This is a genomic window from Formosa sejongensis, assembly GCF_033447105.1.
GTDB lineage: Bacteria > Bacteroidota > Bacteroidia > Flavobacteriales > Flavobacteriaceae > Formosa.
This window is the reverse complement of sequence record NZ_JAWQUN010000001.1, coordinates 381,245-404,876: the sequence shown is the minus strand read 5'-3', so window position 1 is coordinate 404,876 and position 23,632 is coordinate 381,245. Positions and strand designations below refer to the sequence as shown.

General features: G+C 33.3%; 23 protein-coding genes. 14 read left to right on the top strand and 9 right to left on the bottom strand.

The features are described from left to right. Nucleotides 1–3: 3 nt before the first annotated feature. Together R6X41_RS01725 and xrtF are read right to left on the bottom strand one after the other, a co-directional pair. Nucleotides 4–435, bottom strand: coding sequence for an exosortase F system-associated membrane protein (locus tag R6X41_RS01725; protein ID WP_318496931.1), 432 nt, complete (start codon nt 433–435; stop codon nt 4–6). Further along, nucleotides 413–979 (bottom strand): exosortase family protein XrtF, encoded by a 567-nt coding sequence (gene xrtF, locus R6X41_RS01720; protein WP_318496930.1) that lies wholly within the window; start codon nt 977–979, stop codon nt 413–415. The genes R6X41_RS01725 and xrtF overlap by 23 nt, the downstream gene beginning before the upstream one ends. 88 nt (nt 980–1,067) lie before the next feature. Between xrtF and R6X41_RS01715 the strand changes: the two genes are divergently transcribed. Next, on the top strand, nt 1,068–1,526 hold the full coding sequence (locus tag R6X41_RS01715; protein WP_318496929.1) for a GAF domain-containing protein: 459 nt from the start codon (nt 1,068–1,070) through the stop codon (nt 1,524–1,526). Between the two features lie 162 nt (nt 1,527–1,688). Here R6X41_RS01715 and R6X41_RS01710 read toward each other — a convergent pair whose 3' ends face one another. Further along, nucleotides 1,689–2,939, bottom strand: a complete 1,251-nt coding sequence (locus tag R6X41_RS01710; RefSeq protein ID WP_318496928.1) for an ABC transporter permease — start codon at nt 2,937–2,939, stop codon at nt 1,689–1,691. A gap of 152 nt (nt 2,940–3,091) precedes the next feature. Between R6X41_RS01710 and purH the strand changes: the two genes are divergently transcribed. The 12 genes from purH to R6X41_RS01650 all read left to right on the top strand — a co-directional run bounded on the left by purH (nt 3,092) and on the right by R6X41_RS01650 (nt 17,210). Beyond that, nucleotides 3,092–4,624, top strand: coding sequence for a bifunctional phosphoribosylaminoimidazolecarboxamide formyltransferase/IMP cyclohydrolase (gene purH, locus R6X41_RS01705; RefSeq protein ID WP_318496927.1), 1,533 nt, complete (start codon nt 3,092–3,094; stop codon nt 4,622–4,624). Between the two features lie 55 nt (nt 4,625–4,679). Beyond that, nucleotides 4,680–5,708, top strand: a complete 1,029-nt coding sequence (locus R6X41_RS01700; protein ID WP_318496926.1) for a rod shape-determining protein — start codon at nt 4,680–4,682, stop codon at nt 5,706–5,708. A 9-nt stretch (nt 5,709–5,717) separates the two neighbouring features. Next, nucleotides 5,718–6,542 carry a rod shape-determining protein MreC gene (gene mreC, locus R6X41_RS01695; protein WP_318496925.1) on the top strand — a complete coding sequence of 275 codons (825 nt, stop codon included), beginning with the start codon at nt 5,718–5,720 and terminating at the stop codon, nt 6,540–6,542. Continuing rightward, complete coding sequence (locus R6X41_RS01690; RefSeq protein WP_318496924.1) at nt 6,532–7,038, top strand: rod shape-determining protein MreD; 507 nt, start codon at nt 6,532–6,534, stop codon at nt 7,036–7,038. Before mreC ends, R6X41_RS01690 begins: the two co-directional genes overlap by 11 nt. After that, nucleotides 7,035–8,957: a penicillin-binding protein 2 gene (gene mrdA / locus R6X41_RS01685; protein ID WP_318496923.1), complete on the top strand. Its 1,923-nt coding sequence runs from the start codon at nt 7,035–7,037 to the stop codon at nt 8,955–8,957. Before R6X41_RS01690 ends, mrdA begins: the two co-directional genes overlap by 4 nt. A gap of 2 nt (nt 8,958–8,959) precedes the next feature. Next, on the top strand, nt 8,960–10,237 hold the full coding sequence (gene rodA, locus R6X41_RS01680; RefSeq protein WP_318496922.1) for a rod shape-determining protein RodA: 1,278 nt from the start codon (nt 8,960–8,962) through the stop codon (nt 10,235–10,237). Between the two features lie 110 nt (nt 10,238–10,347). Further along, a complete protein-coding gene (locus R6X41_RS01675) occupies nt 10,348–11,769 on the top strand; it encodes a M20 family metallopeptidase (protein ID WP_318496921.1) in 1,422 nt (473 codons plus the stop codon). A gap of 152 nt (nt 11,770–11,921) precedes the next feature. Then, a complete protein-coding gene (locus R6X41_RS01670; RefSeq protein ID WP_318496920.1) occupies nt 11,922–12,914 on the top strand; it encodes a 2-hydroxyacid dehydrogenase in 993 nt (330 codons plus the stop codon). Between the two features lie 302 nt (nt 12,915–13,216). Next, nucleotides 13,217–13,588: a VOC family protein gene (locus R6X41_RS01665; RefSeq protein WP_318496919.1), complete on the top strand. Its 372-nt coding sequence runs from the start codon at nt 13,217–13,219 to the stop codon at nt 13,586–13,588. A gap of 161 nt (nt 13,589–13,749) precedes the next feature. Next, the gene (locus tag R6X41_RS01660; RefSeq protein WP_318496918.1) at nt 13,750–14,373 is read left to right on the top strand and encodes a hypothetical protein; all 624 of its coding nucleotides are present in this window, start codon (nt 13,750–13,752) and stop codon (nt 14,371–14,373) included. 118 nt (nt 14,374–14,491) lie between these two features. Beyond that, nucleotides 14,492–15,907 carry an SDR family oxidoreductase gene (locus tag R6X41_RS01655; RefSeq protein ID WP_318496917.1) on the top strand — a complete coding sequence of 472 codons (1,416 nt, stop codon included), beginning with the start codon at nt 14,492–14,494 and terminating at the stop codon, nt 15,905–15,907. A 25-nt stretch (nt 15,908–15,932) separates the two neighbouring features. Then, on the top strand, nt 15,933–17,210 hold the full coding sequence (locus R6X41_RS01650; RefSeq protein ID WP_318496916.1) for a cryptochrome/photolyase family protein: 1,278 nt from the start codon (nt 15,933–15,935) through the stop codon (nt 17,208–17,210). 359 nt (nt 17,211–17,569) lie between these two features. On the opposite strand, the gene R6X41_RS01645 is transcribed toward R6X41_RS01650, so the two are convergent. The 6 genes from R6X41_RS01645 to R6X41_RS01620 form a co-directional block, all read right to left on the bottom strand. Continuing rightward, on the bottom strand, nt 17,570–18,253 hold the full coding sequence (locus tag R6X41_RS01645) for a lycopene cyclase domain-containing protein (protein ID WP_318496915.1): 684 nt from the start codon (nt 18,251–18,253) through the stop codon (nt 17,570–17,572). Further along, a complete protein-coding gene (locus R6X41_RS01640) occupies nt 18,250–18,711 on the bottom strand; it encodes a sterol desaturase family protein (RefSeq protein ID WP_318497036.1) in 462 nt (153 codons plus the stop codon). The genes R6X41_RS01645 and R6X41_RS01640 overlap by 4 nt, the downstream gene beginning before the upstream one ends. Nucleotides 18,712–18,717: 6 nt before the next feature. After that, nucleotides 18,718–19,140 carry a hypothetical protein gene (locus tag R6X41_RS01635; protein WP_318496914.1) on the bottom strand — a complete coding sequence of 141 codons (423 nt, stop codon included), beginning with the start codon at nt 19,138–19,140 and terminating at the stop codon, nt 18,718–18,720. A gap of 28 nt (nt 19,141–19,168) precedes the next feature. After that, complete coding sequence (locus tag R6X41_RS01630; protein WP_318496913.1) at nt 19,169–20,005, bottom strand: phytoene/squalene synthase family protein; 837 nt, start codon at nt 20,003–20,005, stop codon at nt 19,169–19,171. Then, nucleotides 20,002–21,447, bottom strand: a complete 1,446-nt coding sequence (locus tag R6X41_RS01625) for a phytoene desaturase family protein (RefSeq protein WP_318496912.1) — start codon at nt 21,445–21,447, stop codon at nt 20,002–20,004. The genes R6X41_RS01630 and R6X41_RS01625 overlap by 4 nt, the downstream gene beginning before the upstream one ends. A gap of 137 nt (nt 21,448–21,584) precedes the next feature. Further along, nucleotides 21,585–22,601, bottom strand: a complete 1,017-nt coding sequence (locus R6X41_RS01620) for a fasciclin domain-containing protein (protein ID WP_318496911.1) — start codon at nt 22,599–22,601, stop codon at nt 21,585–21,587. Between the two features lie 149 nt (nt 22,602–22,750). Between R6X41_RS01620 and R6X41_RS01615 the strand changes: the two genes are divergently transcribed. Further along, nucleotides 22,751–23,629, top strand: a complete 879-nt coding sequence (locus R6X41_RS01615) for a MerR family transcriptional regulator (protein WP_318496910.1) — start codon at nt 22,751–22,753, stop codon at nt 23,627–23,629. The last annotated feature ends 3 nt before the right edge of the window (nt 23,630–23,632 follow it).

Below are 23,632 nucleotides of genomic sequence, written 5' to 3'. Positions count from 1 at the left end.
TTTTTATTCCTTGATTTGCTTCTGATAATAAAATGCAGGTAATAGCAACAACAATAATATGGGCTGAATTAAAAAACGACGGATATTAAAAAGAATGAAATAATTGTCTTGTTTCGCATTTAAAATAAGTAACAAAAACACGGCTATTAAAATCACATAAGCTACGACGTATAATATCACAGAGAATTTCAATGCCTTTATATCTTTAAATACAAAGTAGATTACCCCCAAAGACAACAAAGTATTTAGAAAGAATCTGAGTGTAGTAAATCCTACCAATTTAAAAGTATCAAAAACGGGAGTATTAAGATATAAATAATCATTTTTAAAAAATTCTAAAAACGGATCGTAAAACAAATCTGCTTCAAAAGCTCGGATTAGAATCAATCCGATAACAAATAAAACAATAAGACTATAGCGTTGAGTGTTCTGCATCTTTCTTTTTAATTTTCACGAAATAATTCACCCAAATCACCCATAATAAAAAAACCATTCCATATATAATTAATGGAAAAACTACACCGTGGAGTATATGTTCTAAATCTGGATAATAATACAACCCTAGCGTTAATACTGCAATACGAGCTACATTGACTATATATATTAAAACAGCTCCTGCAATAATAAAAAGTACTGTATTTTTAAATGAAGCTGCAAAAGCGACGATAAATGCAATAAAAAGGATAATCACACTTATAGCATTACACCCTTCAATAATGCGTACAATATAATCTCCATTCAATAAAAATCTTACCCAAGGCTCTCCTTCATGTAATTCTATTTTGGAGTCAAATCCAGCTACATTTAAAAGGTCCTGCGACTGTTTTGCCACTTGATACGTTAAATAATCAGGTTGATAGATTGTGGTTTTCGAATAATCTAAATACCATTTGTACCCTAAAGACATCACGAAATACACCACTAGAAACGTTACGATGAATCGAATTACAGGTTTATATGTTTTAAATAAAGTTGCCAATACTATTAAATGTTTAAGGTGTTAAATTTATAAAAATGAAGTTCCATAATCGTAGCATTTTAAATACTTTTACAAAAAAATAAAAACCATGCCTTTAACGTCTTTAAAACCTCAAGTAGTAACTTTATTATCTAATACAGAGAAAACCGTAGACGCACGTCTTTTATCTGTTTGCGAACTATTAGAACAACATGTGACCTATTATAATTGGGTAGGTTTTTACTTTAAAAACGGTGACAAAAACGAACTTAAACTAGGGCCATATGTTGGTGCTCCAACAGACCATACGATTATTCCGTTTGGAAAAGGTATTTGCGGACAAGTAGCATTAAGTAACGAAAACTTTGTTGTTCCAGATGTTACAGCTCAAGACAATTACATAGCCTGTAGCATTACTGTAAAGGCAGAAATTGTAGTTCCGCTTTTTGTAAATGGAGAAAATGTTGGTCAGATAGATATCGACTCGAATACACCTGATCCATTTACAGCAGAAGATGAGCGTTTCTTAGAATTTGTTTGCGAGCAAGTCGCTAAGGTATTGGCATAAGTTCCAAAATACATAAAAACTAAAATCTCGACGTCGTTCTTAAAAAGAAAGACGTCGAGATTTTTTATGTTATAACTATTTCAATTTCAATTCTTGTTATTATTACACCTTCGAGATAAGGAGAACAAAAAACCCAACACCCAAAACCTAATACCCAAAATACTACATCCCTGTCCGTATCGCTTCAACAGGATCTAACTTAGATGCTGATATCGCTGGCAAAACTCCTGAAATCAATCCGATTAATGTTGATAATGAAAAGCCGATAAACATATTCCAGAACGATAGTATAAATTCAAAATCATCTACAAACTGGGAAGCCACTAAAGATATAATCCACACAAAAAAGAGTCCTATTACTCCTCCAATCACAGCTAAAATGATAGCCTCAAATAAAAATTGAAACAATATAAATCGATTTTTAGCCCCTAAAGACTTCTGAATTCCGATAAGGTTTGTGCGTTCCTTTACACTAACAAACATAATATTTGCAATACCAAAACCTCCAACAAGAAGTGAGAACCCACTTATTATCCAGCCAGCAAGATTCATAACACCAATAATATTATCAATAGCATCTGTCATTCCTGACAGTTTATTCACGAAAAAATTATCTGGCTCATCAGCTTTTAATCCTCTGTACACTCTAAATTTCTGTTTTAAAATTTGTTCAAAAGCATCAATATCCACACCTGTTTCGGGCTTAATTGTAATAGCACCTGGAATACCATCGGAACCGCCATTAGTAAACTGTCTTACAAAATTTGCAGGCAAATAAGCTTTTTCATCAGGAGAATCAAAAAGCGAAGATCCTACTTTTTTAAGTACACCAATAACAGTTACTTTTCGACCATACATACGTACTTCTTTTCCTAGAGGCTCTTCATTACCAAAAAGATTTTCTGCTAATTCGGCTCCAATAACAACAACCGGTGCTCCAGTAGATGATTCAGATTCTGAATAAAACCGCCCTTCTCCTATTTTTAAATCTTCAATTTCATAAATACCGTAAGATGCGGGTGTAACATTTACATTACTAATGGCATTGTCTTGATATTTTATGGTTTCAGAATTTCCGAAAATAATATAGGCACTAGACTTAATATTTGGAATCTCACGATTGATAAATTCGTAATCGTCGTTCTCTGTTTGAGGATAATTATCCCGTTGCCATCTCGGAACTTCTGTAGGTCCAAAAGAGTACTTTGTTAAGTAAATCGTGTTTTTATCTAAGCCCGATAACTGACTTTTAATACTTTGATCTAAAGAGTCGACAGCTGCTAATACTGCTATAATGGAGAAAATACCAATGGTCACACCCAACAAAGACAAGAATGTTCTTAATTTATTATTTCGTAAAGCATTTATAGCAAACGCGAAACTTTCTTTAAAAAGTCTTAAATACAAGATCATTTAGAAGTGCTTTTATTAAAAATTTGTGAATTTAAAGATAGGACGTTTTAATTATAGATTTGTTACAAAAAAAATAAAAACAAAACCCGAAACAAACTATAAAAATTTTAATGTAAATACGTACTTTTGCGCATTAATATAACACAACACTAATGAGTAACGAGAAAACAATCAAATCTGCATTAATTTCTGTTTTTAGCAAGGATGGTTTAGAACCTATTATCAAAAAGTTAAATGACTTAGGTGTAACCATGTATTCTACTGGAGGAACACAAGCTTTTATTAACGATTTAGGAATAGACGTTGTCCCTGTAGAAGACGTAACATCTTATCCTTCTATTTTAGGCGGACGTGTAAAAACATTACATCCAAAAGTTTTTGGTGGAATATTAAACCGTCAAGATAATGAGCAAGATCGTGCTGAATTAGCAGAATTTGAAATTCCTCAGATCGATTTAGTTATTGTTGATTTATATCCCTTTGAAAATACGGTAGCTTCTGGTGCTAGCGAACAAGATATTATAGAAAAGATTGATATCGGTGGAATTTCGTTAATTCGTGCTGCTGCAAAAAACTATGCAGATGTAGTGTGTGTATCTTCTGTAAATGATTATGCTGGATTTTTAGAACTTATTTCTGAACAAAACGGAACACTTTCATTAGAACAAAGAAAAGATTTTGCAAGAAAATCATTCAATGTATCGTCTCATTACGATTCTGCTATTTTTAATTACTTCAACAAAAACAATGAAGAAACAGTTTTAAAAATTAGTGAACAAAACGGTCAAGTGTTACGTTATGGAGAAAACCCTCACCAAAAAGGATTTTTCTTCGGAAATTTTGATGATATTTTTACAAAACTTCACGGAAAAGAATTAAGCTACAACAACCTTTTAGATGTTGATGCTGCTGTGAATTTAATAAACGAGTTTAAAGGAGACAAACCTACGTTTGCAATCCTAAAACATAATAACGCTTGTGGTGTTGCACAACGTGAGACTTTAAGTCAGGCCTATACCGATGCTCTTGCTGGAGATCCAGTTTCTGCTTTTGGTGGTGTTTTAATTTGTAATAAAGAAATAGATTTAGCTACAGCAGAAGAGATTCATTCATTATTTTGTGAAGTAGTTATTGCACCTTCATTTAGCGTTGATGCTTTAGCACTTTTAAAAGGAAAGAAAAACAGAATCCTTTTAATTCTTCACGATATTGAAATGCCTAAAACAAGTGTAAGATCTTGTTTAAACGGTGTTTTAGTTCAAGGCACAAACAACATTACAGATCGTTTAGAAGATTTAACAAACAAAACAAACAATAATCCTACAGATAGCGAGTTAAATGATTTGATCTTTGCTTCAAAAATCTGTAAGCATACAAAATCTAACACAATTGTATTGGCTAAAGATGGTCAATTATGTGCTAGTGGAACAGGACAAACTAGTCGTGTAGATGCTCTTAACCAAGCAATACATAAAGCTCAATCTTTTAATTTCGATTTAAAAGGAGCTGTTATGGCGAGTGATGCGTTTTTCCCTTTCCCTGATTGTGTAGAGATTGCAAAAAATGCAGGAGTTTCCGCTGTTATTCAGCCAGGAGGTTCTATTAAAGATCAATTAAGCATCGATTATTGTAATGAAAACGGTGTTGCAATGGTATTTACAGGCACACGTCATTTCAAGCATTAATTTCATTACTTTTACGACACTCATTTTAATTAAAGCAAAAAAAGACATATAACGCATGGGATTTTTTGACTTCCTTACAGAAGAAATAGCTATTGACTTAGGAACAGCCAATACTCTTATTATCCATAACGATAAAGTTGTGGTGGATAGTCCTTCAATAGTTGCTCGCGACAGGATTAGCGGTAAAATTATTGCCGTTGGTAAAGAAGCCAGCATGATGCAAGGAAAAACGCACGAAAACATTAAAACAATTCGCCCCCTTAAAGATGGTGTAATTGCAGATTTTGATGCGTCTGAACAAATGATAAGTTTGTTTATTAAAAATATTCCCGCTTTAAAGAAAAAAATGTTTACCCCAGCACTTCGTATGGTGGTTTGTATTCCTTCTGGTATTACCGAAGTTGAAATGCGAGCAGTAAAAGAATCTTGCGAACGTGTTAACGGAAAAGAAGTTTATTTAATACACGAACCTATGGCTGCTGCCATAGGTATTGGTGTAGATATTATGCAACCTAAAGGGAATATGATTGTAGACATAGGTGGTGGTACTACCGAAATTGCAGTGATTGCTTTAGGTGGTATTGTTTGCGACAAATCGGTAAAAATTGCTGGTGATGTCTTTACAAACGATATTATATATTACATGCGTACACAACACAACTTATATGTTGGAGAGCGTACTGCAGAAAAAATTAAAATTCAGATTGGTGCTGCAACCGAAGATTTAGAAACTCCGCCAGACGACATGAGTGTTCAAGGGCGTGATTTACTAACCGGAAAACCAAAACAAGTGCAAATTTCGTATCGTGAAATTGCAAAAGCATTAGACAAATCTATTCTTAGAATTGAAGATGCCGTAATGGAAACATTATCTCAAACACCTCCAGAATTAGCTGCCGATATTTATAATACAGGTATCTATTTAGCAGGTGGTGGTTCTATGTTACGTGGTTTAGACAAACGTCTGTCTCAAAAAACAGATTTACCTGTTTACATCGCAGAAGATCCTTTACGTGCAGTTGTTCGCGGAACAGGTATTACGCTTAAAAACTTGCCTAAGTATAAGAGCGTCCTGATAAAATAGCCTTAAAGCATGCAGCAAATTTTAAATTTTATAATACGTAACAAAAACTTTTTGTTGTATTTGCTGCTGCTTTCATTGGCCATATTTTTTACTATACAAACACATTCTTATCAGAAGAGTAAATTTATAAATTCGGCTAATTTTTTAAGCGGAGGAATCTATACCCGTTTAAATAACATCAATCAGTATTTCGATTTAAAAACTCAGAACGAGTATTTATCCGACGAGAATGCTAGACTTCGAAATCGTCTTCAAAACTATCATATTTCGCTAGAAGAAAATTATGTTGACACCACTGGTTTTGATGGTTCGTATTTGTTTAGACCTGTTCTTGTTATAAAAAATAGCTACTCTGCTACAACAAATATTTTACTTATAAATAAAGGAAGCAACGATAGTATTCAACAAGATTTCGGATTAATAACTCCAAAGGGAATTCTTGGAATCGTAGATAAAACCAGTAAAAATTACGCTACAGTTATTTCAATTTTAAATTCGAAAAGTAAAATTAGTGCCCAGTTAAAAAAAACGAATCATTTTGGAACTTTAACTTGGGATGGAATCTCGCCTAAAACTGTTCAACTTATCGATATTCCAAAAATCGCTCCTATTGTAATTGGAGATACAATTGTAACTTCTGGTCGTTCTGTAATTTTCCCAAAAGGGATTCAAATAGGAACTATTGAAAGCTACAAACTAGATGCGGCAGAAAATAACTTCGAAATTAATGTGAGTCTATTTAACGATATGACAAATATTGAACATGCTTATATTATAGAACATTTGGATGCGCCCGAGATTAATAACATACTAAACTTATCGAATGAACAGTAGCGTTATATCTCAAGTTTTCAATTTTATATTACTTGTATTAATACAGGTTCTGATTCTAAATCATATTAATTTTTTAGGATACATTAACCCATATTTATACATCCTTTTTATTGTACTTTATCCTATTAAAAACGATCGTATAGTATTTCTACTTTTAAGTTTTTTACTAGGTATTTTAGTCGACATATTCTCAGACTCCGGAGGTATTCATGCTGCCGCTTGTGTAACTATAGCATATATAAGACCATTAGTATTAAAATGGTCTTTTGGAACAGTTTACGAGCACCAAACTATTAAGTTTAACAATGTAGATTTTGGCTCTAAATTGATGTATATAAGCATCCTAACTGTGATTCATAATTTAATCCTTTTTCTTTTAGAAGTTTTTAACTTTTCTGAAATACTTTTAACGCTTCAAAAAACGTTATTTTCTAGTATCTTTACCATTCTTCTGTGTATAATAGTTACTATTATTTTCAGCAAACGTACTAAATGAGGCAATTTTTATTATTTTTTACCATAATTACGGTTGGACTCGTATTTATTTCTCGGCTATTCTATCTTCAAATTTATAGCTCGCCGGCAAATAATTTATACGACGATAACGCTATTCGTAAGGTTTACGACTACCCAAAACGTGGATTTGTTTACGACAGAAATGGCACACTTTTAGTATCTAACCAATCGTCTTACGATGTTATGGTTATCCCACGTGAAGTAAAAGCATTAGACACGATTGAGTTCTGTAATTTATTAAAAATTGATAAAGCTCAATTTATAAAAACATATAAAAAAGCGTACCACTATTCGCCTAGATTACCTTCGGTTTTTGTGTCTCACCTTTCTAAAGAAGATTATGCTGTACTTCAAGAGAAAATGAGAAAATTTGAAGGTTTCTACATTCAAAAACGATCTCTTCGTCATTACGAAGCTTCTATTGGCGCGAATGTTTTGGGAGATATTGGTGAAGTTAATAATGCCATCATCAACAATAACCCATATTACAAAATGGGAGATTTAATTGGAAAACAAGGGATTGAATTATCTTACGAAGATGAATTAAGAGGTAAGAAAGGAATTAAATTTATTCAAAAAAATAGATTCAACAAAAATATAGGACCTTATAAAGAAGGCCAATTTGACACATTACCAATTCCCGGAAAAGACATAAAAATCACAATTGACGCTGCACTACAAGCTTACGGCGAACAATTAATGGAACACAAACACGGTGGAATTATTGCTATCGAACCTAGCACTGGTGAAATTTTAACTATGATATCTGCTCCTACTTACGACCCTAATTCTTTGGTAGGAAGAAAACGATCTCAGAACTTCACAAAATTGTATAACGATTCAATTGCCAAACCACTTTACGATAGAGGTTTATTAGCACAATACCCGCCAGGTTCTCCTTTTAAAGTTTTAAATGCACTTATAGGATTGCAAGAAGGCGTAGTAGACACACAGGATCAATTTACGTGTAACCATGGGTATAGCTACGGAAATAGAAAAATGGGGTGTCACGGACATCCGAGTCCGTTGTCTATGAATATGGGTATCTACGAATCCTGTAACTCTTATTTTGCCAACGTTTATAGACGAATTATTGAAAAATACGACACGCCTTACGAAGGTATGAACGTCTGGAACAAACATGTAACAAGTTTTGGCCTCGGAGACTATTTGGGATACGATCTTAAAATTGGAAGCCCAGGACGAATTCCTAGTGGGGATTTTTACGACAAATGGTACGGAAAAAACAGATGGAGAACGACCTTTACGCTTTCTAATGCTATTGGACAAGGTGAAATTGAAGCGACTCCAATTCAGTTAGCAAACATGGTGGCTGCCATTGCCAATCGTGGTTATTTTTATACGCCACACATTATAAAATCTATTGAAGGTCAAGAAATCGACGCGCATTTTACAACACCACGACATACCACAATCGACAAAAAGAATTTCGATCCTGTAGTACAAGGTATGTTCGATGTATATAATAAAGGTACGGCTGCTAATTTACAAGTAGAAGGCATAGAAATTTGTGGTAAAACAGGAACTGCGGAGAACTTTACAAAAATTGACGGTGTAAAAACACAACTTACAGACCACTCTATTTTCGTTGCCTTTGCTCCAAAAGACAATCCTAAAATTGCCATTGCTGTTTTTGTTGAAAACGGATATTGGGGAAGTCGTTTTGCGGGTAGAATTGCAAGTTTAATGGTCGAAAAATATTTACGTGGTACGATTTCTAGAACCGATATGGAAGACTGGATATTAAGTCATAGTTTAGAAAATGAATATGAAAAACCATATTCTGGAAATCCATTTTCTATTAATCGCGGTTCAATTTTAGAATTGGTAGAACCAACTGTAATTAACCATGACCATTTACTCCCAGCTAAACCCTAATTATGATTAGAGAAACCAACAGACATTTTTCTTTCGATTGGACAACTATTATTATTTTCATGTTGCTTGTTGGCTTTGGTTGGGTAAATATAGTTTCATCTTCCCATGTCGGGGAAACTATGGATTATTTAGATTTTTCTCAACCTTACGGAAAACAACTTGCTTTTATTGGATTAACTATTGGATTAATAGTTGTTATTTTATCGATTGAAGCGAAGTTTTACGAACGGTTTGCCAGTGTTATTTACGTCATATCTATGTTGTCTTTAATAGGACTTTTCATTTTCGGTAAAAACGTAAACGGAGCACAGTCATGGTACGGAATTGGGGGGATGACTTTTCAACCTAGTGAATTTGCAAAAGCAGCTACAGCCCTAGCTGTGGCTAAATATGTAAGTGATTTACAAACGGACATTAAACGATTTCCAGATCAGATTAAAACGTTTATAATCATATTTATACCTGCCTTTTTAATCCTGTTACAAAACGATGCGGGAAGCACAATTGTTTATGGCGCATTCTTCTTTGTGTTGTATCGCGAAGGACTTCCTCAAATTTACTTAACACTAGCAGTGAGTGTCGTTTTTATATCTATATTATCTTTAAAATTCGGACCTGTAATCACTTCAATTATTGCTGCTGTAATTATATTTTCTCAATATTTTTTAAGCAAAAAAAAGCCAATAATTGTACAACCTATTATCATTACTATAATTGCTGTGGCGATGTCTATTGGAGTTCATTTTTTTTATGACAATGTGCTTCAAGCACATCAAAAAGACAGAATAAGTTTATGGTTAAGATTAGAAAATGACACTAGTAAATTAGCTGAAATGCGCCGTGACATTTTATACAATCTATATGAGTCTGAAAAAGCAATTAGTTCTGGTGGTTTTGCAGGAAGAGGTTTTATGGAAGGAACCCGAACTACAGGAAAATTTGTACCCGAACAGCATACCGATTATATTTTTAGTACCGTTGGCGAAGAATGGGGATTTGTAGGTAGTGCTTTAGTCATTATCTTATTTGTACTCTTAATGCTACGCGTACTGCATCTTGCCGAGTTACAAAAATCGCAATTTAGTCGCGTTTATGGGTATTCTGTAGCATCAATCATGTTTCTCCATTTTATGATTAATATCGGAATGGTTATGGGGTTAATTCCAACCATTGGTATACCTCTGCCCTTTTTTAGTTACGGAGGTTCCGGTCTTTGGGGTTTTACTATTTTATTATTCATATTTATTAAGCTAGATTCTAATAGGATTAATGAATGGTAGCTAATTTTAGTTTTTAATTCATAAAAAGCTCAAATTTTAATTGTTTGTTAAGGGCAAAATAGTAATTTTAAAACACCTAACAAACCAGTTGTAGTTTAAAATATGCTAATATGAGTCGAAACTTTAGATTCCTTTTCATCCTAATTTTTATTGCCTCCCAAACTTACAGTCAGAATCAATTTTCAGAATTTACTATTTTATCCGAATCTAAAACTCTAAATATTGAACAAGCGCTAAGTGAATACATTCAATTTAATTCGGTTAGTGGTAATGAAAAAGAAGCTGGAGATTGGATAAAAGGATTGTGCGAACAAAACGGATTGCATATAAAGGAAATGGGCAGTACTAACAATAACTACAATTTTGCTGCATCTGTGTACCCCTTAAGCAGTGGTTTACCGAATATTATTTTACTAAACCATATAGATGTTGTGCCTTCAGGAGACATAACAAAATGGGAGCATGGACCTTTTTCTGGAGACATTACAGATACCGAAATATGGGGTCGTGGAGCTTTCGATAATAAAGGGAATGCTATTATGCATTTATTTAGTGTAATAGAAATCCTTCAGAAATATGGTAAAAATAAAATGCCATATAATGTGACTTTCTTGGCTGTATCCTGCGAAGAAACCCAATGTAGTGGAGGTGCTTCTTTCGTAGTAAATAATTTTTTTAAAGAATTAAATCCTGTGGTCGTATTAGGAGAAGGACCGCCTGCTTTTAATGATGTTTTAAAATCTCATCCGGATCAAAATTTATTCGGGATATCTATCACAAATAAAAGACCGTTGTGGTTAGAATTGTCATTAAAAATTAAAACCTCAGCTCACGGTTCTATCACACCTATAAACTATGCCAACAAAGGCATGATTAGAGCATTAGACAACCTTATAGAAAAAAAACAGAAAGTAGTTTATAACGAAACGAACATAAATATTTTAAAACAATTAGGACAATGGGAAAAAGGTGTTTCTGCTATAGCTCTTAAACATCCAAGACTTTTTAAAAGTTTACTGATACCTCAATTAAGAAAAAAACCTGAGTTATTCTCTTTGTTTTCAAACTCCATAACTTTAACGAGTGTGAATAGCCATAATGATGTTATAAATGTTATTCCAGATGAAGTTACAGCCCTTCTAGATTGCAGGTTATTACCACATCAGACCAATGAAGAATTTATTACAGACATTAAAAATCAATTAAAAAACAAGAAAATAACGATAAAAGTGATTCGAGAAATGCCTATTATTCCTCCTTCGGATGACAAATCGATGTTTTTTAATAAAATTAAAGATGCATTAAAAAAGAATTATCCAAACTCGAATACCTTAAGTGTTTCTGTACCTAATTATAACGATGTGAGTTATTTTAGAGCTAAAGGAATAAATTCGTATTGTTTTACGCCGATACAATTAGAACGACAATATTTAGAGCGTATTCATAACATAAACGAACGTATTCCAAGAGGTGTACTCATTAAAGGTAAACAAACATTTGTAGACTTTGTTGAAGATTGTTTTAATCAATAAACGCCACCTGATCTGGCATATTTTCATAAAATAAGGAGTCATTTAAAAACTAAAATTACGTTACATCTATAGCCACCTTAAAAACAATAATAGTTTAGCAACCACCATTTTTAAAATATCTTTAATACTTATAAGTTTAAAATTCACACTCTATGAAAGTAGCTTTTTTCAGTTCAAAATCTTACGACATTACCTCTTTCGAAAAACATAATAACGGTTCACATGACATTACCTTTTACGAAAGCACTTTAAACACAAAGACTGTAAAATTAAGTCAGGGTTGCGATGCGGTTTGTGCCTTTGTAAACGATCATTTACACGAGCGCACCATAAAGTTGCTAAGTGAATATGGTGTAAAACTTATTGCCATGCGTTGCGCTGGCTTTAATAATGTAGATTTAAAAGCAGCTAAAGCCCATAACATAAAAGTTGTACGTGTTCCTGCCTACTCGCCTATGGCTGTTGCAGAACATGCTACTGCTTTAATTTTAACATTAAATAGAAAGACACATAAGGCATACAATCGTGTTCGTGACGGTAATTTCTCTTTAGAACGTTTAACAGGTTTCGATTTATATGGCAAAACAGTTGGTGTGGTTGGAACGGGAAAAATCGGTCAGTATTTTTGTAAAATCATGACCGGATTTGGTTGTAAAGTAATTGCATACGATTTATATCCTAACGAAGATTTAAAAGCACTCGGCGTGACTTATGTTTCTATGGATGATTTACTTAATGCTTCAGATATTATTTCGTTACATTGCCCGTTAACAGAAGACACTCAACATTTAATTGGCAAAGTAGCATTTTCTAAAATGAAAAAAGGGGCCATGTTAATTAACACAAGTCGTGGTGGTCTAATTAATACTGTAGAAGCTGTTGAAGCTTTAAAGAATAAAACGCTTGAATATTTTGGTATAGATGTTTACGAGCAAGAAGAAAAACTGTTCTTTAGAGATTTATCTGAAAATATTATTATGGATGATGTTATTTCGCGGTTAATCTCTTTCCCTAATGTATTGATTACTTCGCATCAAGGATTTTTAACGCATGAAGCTTTAGAACAAATTGCGAATGTTACGCTTAAGAACTTAAATGATTTTGAAGCTGGAAAAACTTTAGAAAACGAAGTCGATTTCAACTAAACAGTTCCTAAAACCTCAAACTTTTAAGCAAATTCGGCTTTTTTACTTTAAAAAGTAAAAAAGCCGAATTTTTTATTTCGTCCAAGATAAATCTCCAATTTTAGAGCTCTGCCCACACACGTATTATACAATCCTTAAACGTCTCCAATTCAATAATCTAGAGTTTTACTCATTAGATGTGATGCAAGAACCATCACAACGTAGCTATTAGTTAAGAACTCTAGTTTAAAAATAATTACCTTTATGTCGTGTTAAGACATAATCTTTACTATTAATTTGAATATTTTAAAAACCGACTTATCATGGCTTTAGGAGCATTTTCCATCAGTTTAAATGTAAAAGACATTCATATCTCTAAACTTTTTTATGAGACTTTAGGGTTTACCGTTTTTGGCGGCGATATCGAAAAAAATTACCTCATCATGAAAAATGGTGAGACGTTAATCGGATTGTTTCAAGGGATGTTCGATACCAATATTTTAACCTTCAATCCGGGTTGGGATCAAGATGCTAAAACAGTAGAAACGTTCACTGATGTAAGAGAAATTCAGAAAGAATTAAAATCAAAAGGCATTCATTTATCTTCAGAAGTAGACGAAACATCCAAAGGTCCTGGAAATATCATTATTATAGATCCCGATGGTAATCCAATCCTTATCGACCAGCATATTTAGACTATTGTTATTCCGCTTATTTCAGGTATAAGAAATTTATTGTTTCATTAGCAACCATGTTAAACATTCACTAAATATTATATATCAATCCTTTAAGTTAATTTAGTTTATTATATTTTTAGATTATAGAAAACACCAACTTATAACTAAACTTAGCTAGCATGATGCAGAATTACATTTTTGATAACGTTCTTAAAAAACACAGGGTATTAACTTTATGTGTATTTTGCTTATCATTTTCGACGAATCTACTGGCTCAGGATACAGAGACCACATCAAAAAAAGAATACGGTTATAATAACACTACAGGAGTTTCAACATATAATCCTTTAAATTATTTAACGTATACACAGCAAACAAATAAAGAAAAACACTATGCTTTAGGTCAATACAAAGTTTTTAGTAATGCGTTTACGTTTGCACCCATATCGCACCTAAAACTAACTGCCGAAGGTGGACCTGTAACACAACAATCCTTTTTCAGTCCATTACCTCCAAATATCCATTTGTATTACCGTGCCGAAATTTCTTATGCGATTTCAGATTATGTTCAACCCTATATTTACACGCAACATTTAAGCGCTCCTCTAAATCAGAATTCAAGTATTGAAGACGACAACTTACGTTTGAATCCATTTTTTATGCAATCGGAAATTGGTACGGGTGTAAAAACAGAGGTTAATGGATATCTTTTAGAAACTGGCGTTAGAACAATGACAGATCCAACTCTTGATGCTCAAACGTCGTCAACTCAGGTGTTTTCTAAAATTATTAAGAAATTCTAGATATTTTCATTAAGCTACTTTATATCGTATTACAACTAAAATTGGTGGTATTATTCTCTTATCTTTATAGGAATAAATATCCTCATTAGGATATATTCTATTCTTTTCCATTCACATTATGAAAGTACTTTTAACAGGAGCCACCGGATATATTGGTAAGCGTTTATTGCCCGTTTTGGTTGCTCAAGGTCATAACGTAGTCTGTGGGGTTCGTGACCCGAAACGGTTTAATCCTCCAGAATCTATTGCTCCAAATATTAGTGTAATTACCATAGATTTGTTAGATGAAACTAGCCTGAAAAATATCCCAAAAGATATTGATGCAGCATACTACCTCGTACATTCTATGTCGGCTTCTAGCGACTATCAAGACCTAGAAAAACAATCGGCTATATACTTCCGAGACGCTTTAAATAAAACAGATGCCAAACAGGTTATTTACTTAAGTGGCATTGTAAACGACGATAAATTATCCGAACATTTAAATTCACGACAAACCGTAGAACACGAACTGGACAAGGGAAACTATAGTTTAACAACGCTACGAGCAGGAATAATTATTGGCTCAGGAAGTGCGTCATTCGAAATTATAAGAGATTTGGTTGAAAAACTTCCCATAATGGTAACGCCGCGTTGGTTAAACACCAAATGCCAACCGATTGGAATAACAGACGTGATTTCATTTTTAAGCAAAGCCTTAAACAAAAAAGAAACCTACGGAAAAAACTTTGACATTGGCGGACCCGATATTTTAACGTATAAAGAGATGCTTTTACAATTCGCCAAATCACGCGGACTAAAACGATACATTTATATCGTTCCTGTCATGACGCCTCGCCTATCTTCGTATTGGTTGTACTTCGTCACATCAACGTCATATAAACTTGCAATCGCACTTGTAAACAGCATGAAAGTTGAAGTGATTTGTAGAGATAATGAGATTAATACTATTTTAGGTATCACTCCTATTTCTTATAAAGAAGCACTAAGCAAAGCCTTTAAAAAGATAGAAACTAACGAAATTATATCGAGTTGGAAAGATGCTTTAAGCAGCGGTACCATGAATATTAATATGTCCGATTTTATACAAGTACCCACTCACGGATGTTTTATTGATACACGCGAAAAAGCATTTAATAATAGAGCAGAATGCATAGAACGTATTTGGCGTATTGGAGGAGAAACCGGCTGGTATTACGGTAACGGCTTATGGAAAATAAGAGGTTTTGTAGATAAACTTTATGGAGGTGTAGGCTTACGTCGCGGACGCACACATTTAGACGCTTTATTTCCTGGTGATGCGCTAGATTTTTGGCGTGTTTTGTATGCCAATAAAGACGAAGGACGTTTACTTTTGTTTGCTGAAATGAAATTACCCGGAGATGCTTGGCTCGAATTTAAAATAAAAGATAACACCTTAGTACAAACGGCTACTTTTAGACCTGTTGGGTTATCTGGCCGATTATATTGGTATAGCGTACTCCCGTTTCATGGTTTTATTTTTAAAAACATGCTAAAAAACCTTACCGCTTAAAAACATAATTATTACATTTTCCCCCATGACTTATACCCTTTTTTGGTTTAGACGCGATTTAAGATTAACAGATAACACTGGACTTTTTGAAGCTTTAAAAAGCAATACAAATGTGCTTCCTATTTTTATTTTCGACGAACATATTTTAGATGAATTAGAAGCTGATGATGCCAGAGTAGAATTTATTCATAAGTCATTAAAAGATATAAATGCTGAATTACATACGTTCGCGTCCTCAATCTTATGTCTAAAAGGAAAACCTATAGAAGTTTGGAAAAAACTGATTAATGATTACACGATTGAATCGGTGTATACCAATACAGATTACGAACCTTATGCTAAATCACGGGATGCAGAAGTTGAAGCTTTGTTATCTGAAAACAATATCACTTTTCATCCATTTAAAGATCAGGTTATTTTTGAACCTCACGAGGTTTTAAAGCAAGATGGAAATCCATATACGGTTTACACACCATACAAGAATAAATGGTTAGAACATTTTAATGGCGTCACACTTCATACAGCACTTCAAACTAATAATTTACATCAACATACATTTGATTTTCCGAGTTTAGAGTCTATCGGATTTAAAGCCTCTACAAAAACGGTAAAACCTTTTGGACTTGAACAGGTCGGTAAATATGAGACGTATCGCGATTTTCCGAATAAAGATATCGGGAGTTATTTAGGTCCACATTTACGTTTTGGAACCGTTAGTATTCGCGAAATTATATCAGAATTGAAACCTGAAGACAGCACGTTTTTAAGCGAATTAATTTGGAGAGAATTCTTTATGCAGATTTTATTTCATTTTCCTAAAGTGGTGAATGCCAATTTTAGAAATAAATACGATGACATTGCATGGCGAAATAACGAAGGGGAGTTTAAATTATGGTGTGAAGGAAAAACAGGCTACCCGATGGTTGATGCCGGCATGCGACAATTAAACAAAACCGGATATATGCATAATCGGGTGCGCATGGTCACTGCTGCTTTTTTATGTAAACATCTATTAATTCATTGGACTTGGGGAGAAGCGTATTTTGCTAAGCATTTATTAGATTACGAATTAGCAGCTAACAACGGAAACTGGCAATGGTCGGCTGGGACCGGTTGCGACGCGGCTCCTTATTTTAGAATATTCAATCCGATTACGCAATTAGAAAAATTCGATAAGAATTTAGAATATGTAAAAACTTGGATTCCAGAATTTGGCACTAAGGATTACCCAGAACCCATTGTCGACCATAAAGAAGCTAGAGTTCGTGCTTTAGACACCTATAAAGCTGGCATTAGAAATTAAACGTTTTTAGACTCAAAATCAATCGTGTGTTAATTATTATATGTTCATTTTTTTCATTGATAAAAAGATCCTTCGACTTCGCTCTGGATAAACCAAGCCAAAAAAATCTAGGCTTACGAACTTTTATCTAAATTTTTCGTTCACCATCTAAATTTAAAGAACTCGCTACTGAAAATCAATAATATAAATACTTTCGTTTAGCTCAAACAGCTTTAAATTTTACGATACTTTCTCTTCAAATTTTACAGTAAATTTTCGATAGGCCAACCAAAAAAAACAAAATTCAACTTATATATAAAAAGTAACTCCCTCATTATAAGTGATTCCATAAAGCAATATCTCTTTTTGGAAAAAAGAAATTAAGTGGTTTTAGAGTCGAAATAACGGAAGCCTTCAATATTTAAAAAGATAAGTAATAGTCCGTAAATACTATCTTCAATAGGAATTGTAAATATGCGAATACCCATATTTTCAGCATTATTATACCACACAATTGGTGCTTCTAAAAAAGTTCCTGTTAGTATACCATTACTTGCTAAAAAGAAAGGTAGAATAAATAAATACGTGAGATAATGGTAGCTTAAATCTACTTTCTCCCATTTCAAATACATTAAATACAAGGCAGTAAATCCGCATGCTGTTGCTGTGTACCAGCGATTAGAATACAATATAGCTAACACTGAAAATAAGATAATGAAAATTGTAGTAATATGATGCTGACTTCTTTTCAACGGGTTGTGTCTTACCAAGTATGTAAAAGCGAAATAAGAAAAGACACAGCAAAATGGAATACAGATAAAAAACAAGATTTCCTCCAGCGGTAAATTACCAAGAAAGATTCCCGTTAAATACTCAGGATTAAATCCCCATACACCCATAGCGGTAAAGGCATAATCCCAAATTAAGAAAAGTATAGTTATTATTATATTGGCTTTAAAGAAGGGTATCCAATGTTTGTAAAAGGCATGTTTAGAATAAAAACTAGCAATTAATGGAACAAACAGACAAGCCAAATCGACAATTAAATATGTAAACGACTTCATTTCTTTTGGTATTTTTCATGATACTTTTCAGGAACATTCAACATCCCAAAACACTCTCCTTCTTCCTTGCCTAAGTGTTTATGATGTACTTTATGTGCTTTTCTCAAACCAATTAAATACTTGTTTTTGGTCTTACTAAACCATTTAAAACGCTGATGTATTAACACATCGTGCACTAAAAAATAGGCTATCCCGTAGAATAATATTCCTAGTCCTATAAAGAATAAGACGTTCAATTCTGGGTTAATTCCGAAGTAAAACAAAGCAATACTAGGTATGGCAAAAATGACAAAAAAGATATCGTTTTTTTCGAACACATGCGGGTATTTTGGCTGATGATGGTCTGCGTGTAAATACCACAAAAAACCATGCATCACGAATTTATGCGTCAACCACGTAATCGCTTCCATTATTAAAAATGTAGCGAGTGTAACAACTATATATAATACAATTTGCATCATCAGTTATTTGTATATTTTATTAATGGTTAATAAGATCTCTCGCTTATACGTTTCTGGCAAATCGGAAGCTGCGATATGCGTATTTATAAAATTATAATCGGCTTCCTTATCATCAGAATAATTTAAAAAACCTGGTAAACTTACTTGTGTAAGCAATCTTACATAGCGTCCTTCAATATTATTTGGATGCGATTTCACGAAATCTTCTAACAGCTGTTTTCCTTCCTTAAAATAAGATAATTTTTTGAAAGGCCAAGAGGTATATTCCGCTTTTCTCATAATTGCAGATGCCTTATAAGGTGTTTTTAAATCGCAATTCACATCTTCTGCAGATTCTAAAAACGAGTTGAGAGTAGCTTCCGAATTAATATTGTGGAAACCCTCTCTAATGGCTGGCATATCGCTACAATTCATTTGAGAATTCATAGTTAAAAAGAGTATTATGATTAGAGATTTAAATAACATTTAATTTATATCGTATATATGCTTTGGTTAAAATAACAAGTTTTAGAGGGTTCGAAATACGAATACGCTCGTACAATAATCGTTTTGAGTCTAATCGCTTTAGTTTATGAAGCAATTTCAAATAGTACTTGTATGCTAAATACACACCTAACCTACTTTCCATAGGTAATTGCACGATACCTTTATAAGCTTCTTCGAAATCCGATTCTATATCTCTAATAATATCTTCTTTCGCTAAATTAGTCAGGCCTTTTTTATTCACATTGGGAAAATACGAACGCCCTAGAACTTCGGTATCATCTTTAATATCTCTTAAGAAATTCACTTTCTGAAATGCCGAACCCAAATATTTTGCAGAATCTTTTAAAGCGTTAAACTTATCCTCGTCGTTATTTACAAATACCCGTAAACACATTAAACCAACTACATCGGCCGATCCATATATATAATTCTTATAGGCCTCGTCGGTATCGTATTCTGTAATCTTTAAATCACATTCCATACGTTTTAGAAAATCGACTACATATGTCTGTAAATCATACGCTCTAACGACCTCTTGGAACGCATTAATAATAGGATTTAAACTTATTTTACGTTCCAGAGCTTTATGATAATCGGCAACGAATTCATGAAATAATTCCTCTTGATTATAACCTTCAAACGAATCTACAATTTCATCGGCATAGCGCACAAAGCCATATATAGCGTATATATGTGGTCTGACTGACGGCGCGAATAATTGTATACCCCAAGAAAATGAGGTACTGTATTCTTTAGTAATTATTTTACTACATTTTAAACTGGATGTGTCGAAAAGTGCCTTCATGATTTAGAATATTTTAAAATTAATTCGCTTACAATTTTTCCTGAAATCAATGATGGAGGAACTCCTGGTCCAGGAACTGTTAATTGTCCGCAGAAATATAAATTATCAACTTTTTTACTTTTTAATTTCGGTCGCAAGACATGAGTTTGCATTAGTGTATTTGCCAATCCGTAGGCATTCCCTTTATATGAATTATAATCGTCTTTAAAATCGTTTACACAATATGATTCTTTAAAGAGGATCGTAGATCTGACATCACAACCAACCGTTTTCTCTAGCCGTGTTATCAGTTTATCAAAATACTCAGCTCTAATTTCTGGAGTATCTTCTAAATCAGGTGCAATTGGCATTAAAAATATACCAGCTTCTTTACCTTCTGGAGCAGCTATAGCATCTGTTTTACTTGGAAAACTTGCATAAAACAAGGGTTTTTCTGGCCAAGTTTTAGTATCGTAAATGGTTTCGGCATGGGCTTCAAAATCTGTATCGAAAAATAAGGTGTGATGCGTTACATTTTCGATAGATTTATCGAATCCTACAAAAAACAATAAAGCAGAAGGCGCGAACGTTTTCTTATCCCAATACCCTTCCGAATACTGTTTAAATGATTCTGGCAGTAATGTTTCTGTATGATGATAATCCGCGCCACTTAATAACACATCGCATGGATAATCTTGTTGTGCTGTCGATACACTTTTCACCTGTTTCCCGTCTAAATTGATAGAAGTAACTGCTTTATTCGTTTCAAATTTCACACCCAAACTCAAGGCTAGTTTCTCTATACCTTTTACAACTTCATACATGCCTCCCATGGGATGCCATGTCCCTAATTTAAAATCGGCATAATTCATAAAATTGTAAAACGATGGTGTATTACTTGGTTTTGCACCTAAAAACAACACCGGAAATTCCAATATTTTTTGAAGCGATTCATTTTTAACGTAACTCGCCACTTGTTTTTTAATGGTTTTTAGAAAAGCACCTGATTTTGTTATGGTGTCCCAATTCACAATTTCGAAAAGATTTTCACCTGGATTATACACCAAGTCTTTTATAGCAATATTGTAATTGTCTTCAGACTTATTAATAAATTTCTGAAGCGCTTTACCACTATTAGGTTCTATAGCTTCAAACGTGGATTTAATTTTTTCTAAATCGTCTTCAATCGCAATAGATTCATTGGGGTTAAAATATATCTTATAGGCTGGATTTAATTTTTTCAACTTATAATAATCGGTTGTAGAGGCCTTAAAATCATTAAAAAAGGAGTCAAAAACATCAGGCATCCAATAAAACGTTGGACCAATATCGAACACAAAACCATCTTTCTTAAATTGTCTTGCACGACCTCCAATGGTGTCGTTTTTTTCCAGAATTGTAACATCGAAACCCGCTTGAGCTAAATAACAGCTCGCCGATAAGGATGAAAATCCAGACCCCATTATTATTATTTTTTTATTTATCATGTGTATATCAAAATCGCTTTTAATAAATCCGACAACAATTAAGTTACCATTGCCGGATTTAACTACTTAACCAACCTGTTGATTTTTAACCTAATATAATCTATTTATTTTAATTAGTTAGGCAAAAGCACACGATCTATAACGTGAGCAACACCATTTGACGCCATAACATCGGCAGCTATTATATTTGCATTTTCTCCAGTAGCATCTTGGATTACATAAGCATCTCCAGACATTATTACATTTATACTATTTCCAGCGAAAGCAGTTTCTACAGACGTTTCAGATAAATCTGCTGCATAAACAGCTGAAGGAATAACATGGTATAATAAAATGTTTTTAAGTAAGGCCATTTCCTCATCTGTATTAAAATCGTCTAAACTATTATAGTCATCTCCTAAAGCATTAAGCAAAGCAACAAATGCATCGTTAGTAGGAGCGAATACGGTAAAAGGACCTGCACTGTTTAAAGTTTCTACCAAACCAGCTTTAATAACTGCTGCTTCTAAAATCGATAAATCGTCGTTTCCTACTACTATTTCAACTAAAGTCATACCATTTAGCATGTCTATAATCTCTTGAGGAAGTAATACTTTATTAATAATGTGCACTACACCATTTGATGCTTCTACATTTGCAGTTGTAACCATTGCCGAAGTATCTGTAGCGTCTTCTATGTACACGCCATTGGTTAAATCTACCATTAGGTTTTCCCCTTGTACAGTAGAAATCTCTTGATTGTCACTAAGCTGATTTGACATTACTGCCGCTCCTGCTACAACATGATATTGTAGAATTGTTGCTAACATTTTTCTGCCTTCGGTAGTATCAAAATCGGCTAAACTATTATAACCATCTAATTGATTTAACAGATTTGTAAAAGCCTGATTGGTTGGTGCAAATACGGTAAATGGTCCGTCTCCACTTAAAGTACCGACTAAATCGCTATCGTCTTCCTTGTCTGCCATAATTAAAGCTGAAACCAAACTGCTTAGATCTGAAGTTTCTTGAGCGGTTTCAACAATATTATTTTCTTCCATTACTTTAACTCCATCATCATCACTATCACAAGATGTAACAACTAAAACTAAGCTAAATAAAGCTACTAGGTATTTTAAATTTGTTTTCATGTCTATATTTTTTATCATTAATGTTATACAAAACTATAAATTATATTTCATTTGTCCAACTTTATTATTATTTAATTAGACAAATGTATTTTAACAAAAGCTTTAAAAAGTCTTTTATTTGTTTAACTTTGTCCAACTAACACTTAGACATGAGTAATTATACAATGGCACAAATTGTGTCTTTAACAGGCATAAAATCGCATACTTTAAGAAAATGGGAAAGTCGTTATAACTTTTTAGAACCTTTGCGGACGGATACAAACATTAGATATTATACCGATGAACAATTAAAGAAATTACTAAATATTGGTATTTTAACTCGGAATGGGTTTCGAATTTCTAAGATTGATGGGATGTCTGAAGAAGACATTCATAATGAAGTCACCAAAATACTTTTAGAAGGCTCTTCGGAAGATGAAGTAAGTGCGCTAATACTGAGTATGATTACGTTAAATGAAGATGAATTTGACGCTACTATAAATGCTCAAATTCTTAAAATGGGCTTAATTTCTACCATAACGGGACTCATTTATCCCTTTTTAGCACAAGTTGGTGTATTATGGGGAGTAAATAAAGTGATGCCTGCACAGGAGCATTTTATCTCTAATTTAATTAGACAAAAAATATTTACAGCTATAGAATTATTACCGAAACCGCTACCAAATGCACCTAAAGCCATACTGTTTTTACCAGAACACGAGGATCACGAAATTGGATTATTAGTAGCCTCTTATATTGCTCAGAAAATAGGATGGAGGGTGTATTATTTAGGGCAGAATGTACCTAACGAAAATATTAAAATGGTGGCAGAAATCACAAAACCGGATATTTTAGTCACCATGTTTATTACACACTCTAGAAAATCTATAGAATCCAGGCTTTTAGGACTAACACAAGAACTTGATATTCCCATAGCTGTATCGGGTTATATTGAAAATCCAGATGATTTAAAAATAATTTCAGAACATATTCATTATTTAAGTAGGCCCGAAGATTTTATACCCCTATTACAGACTATTAAAAATTAATCG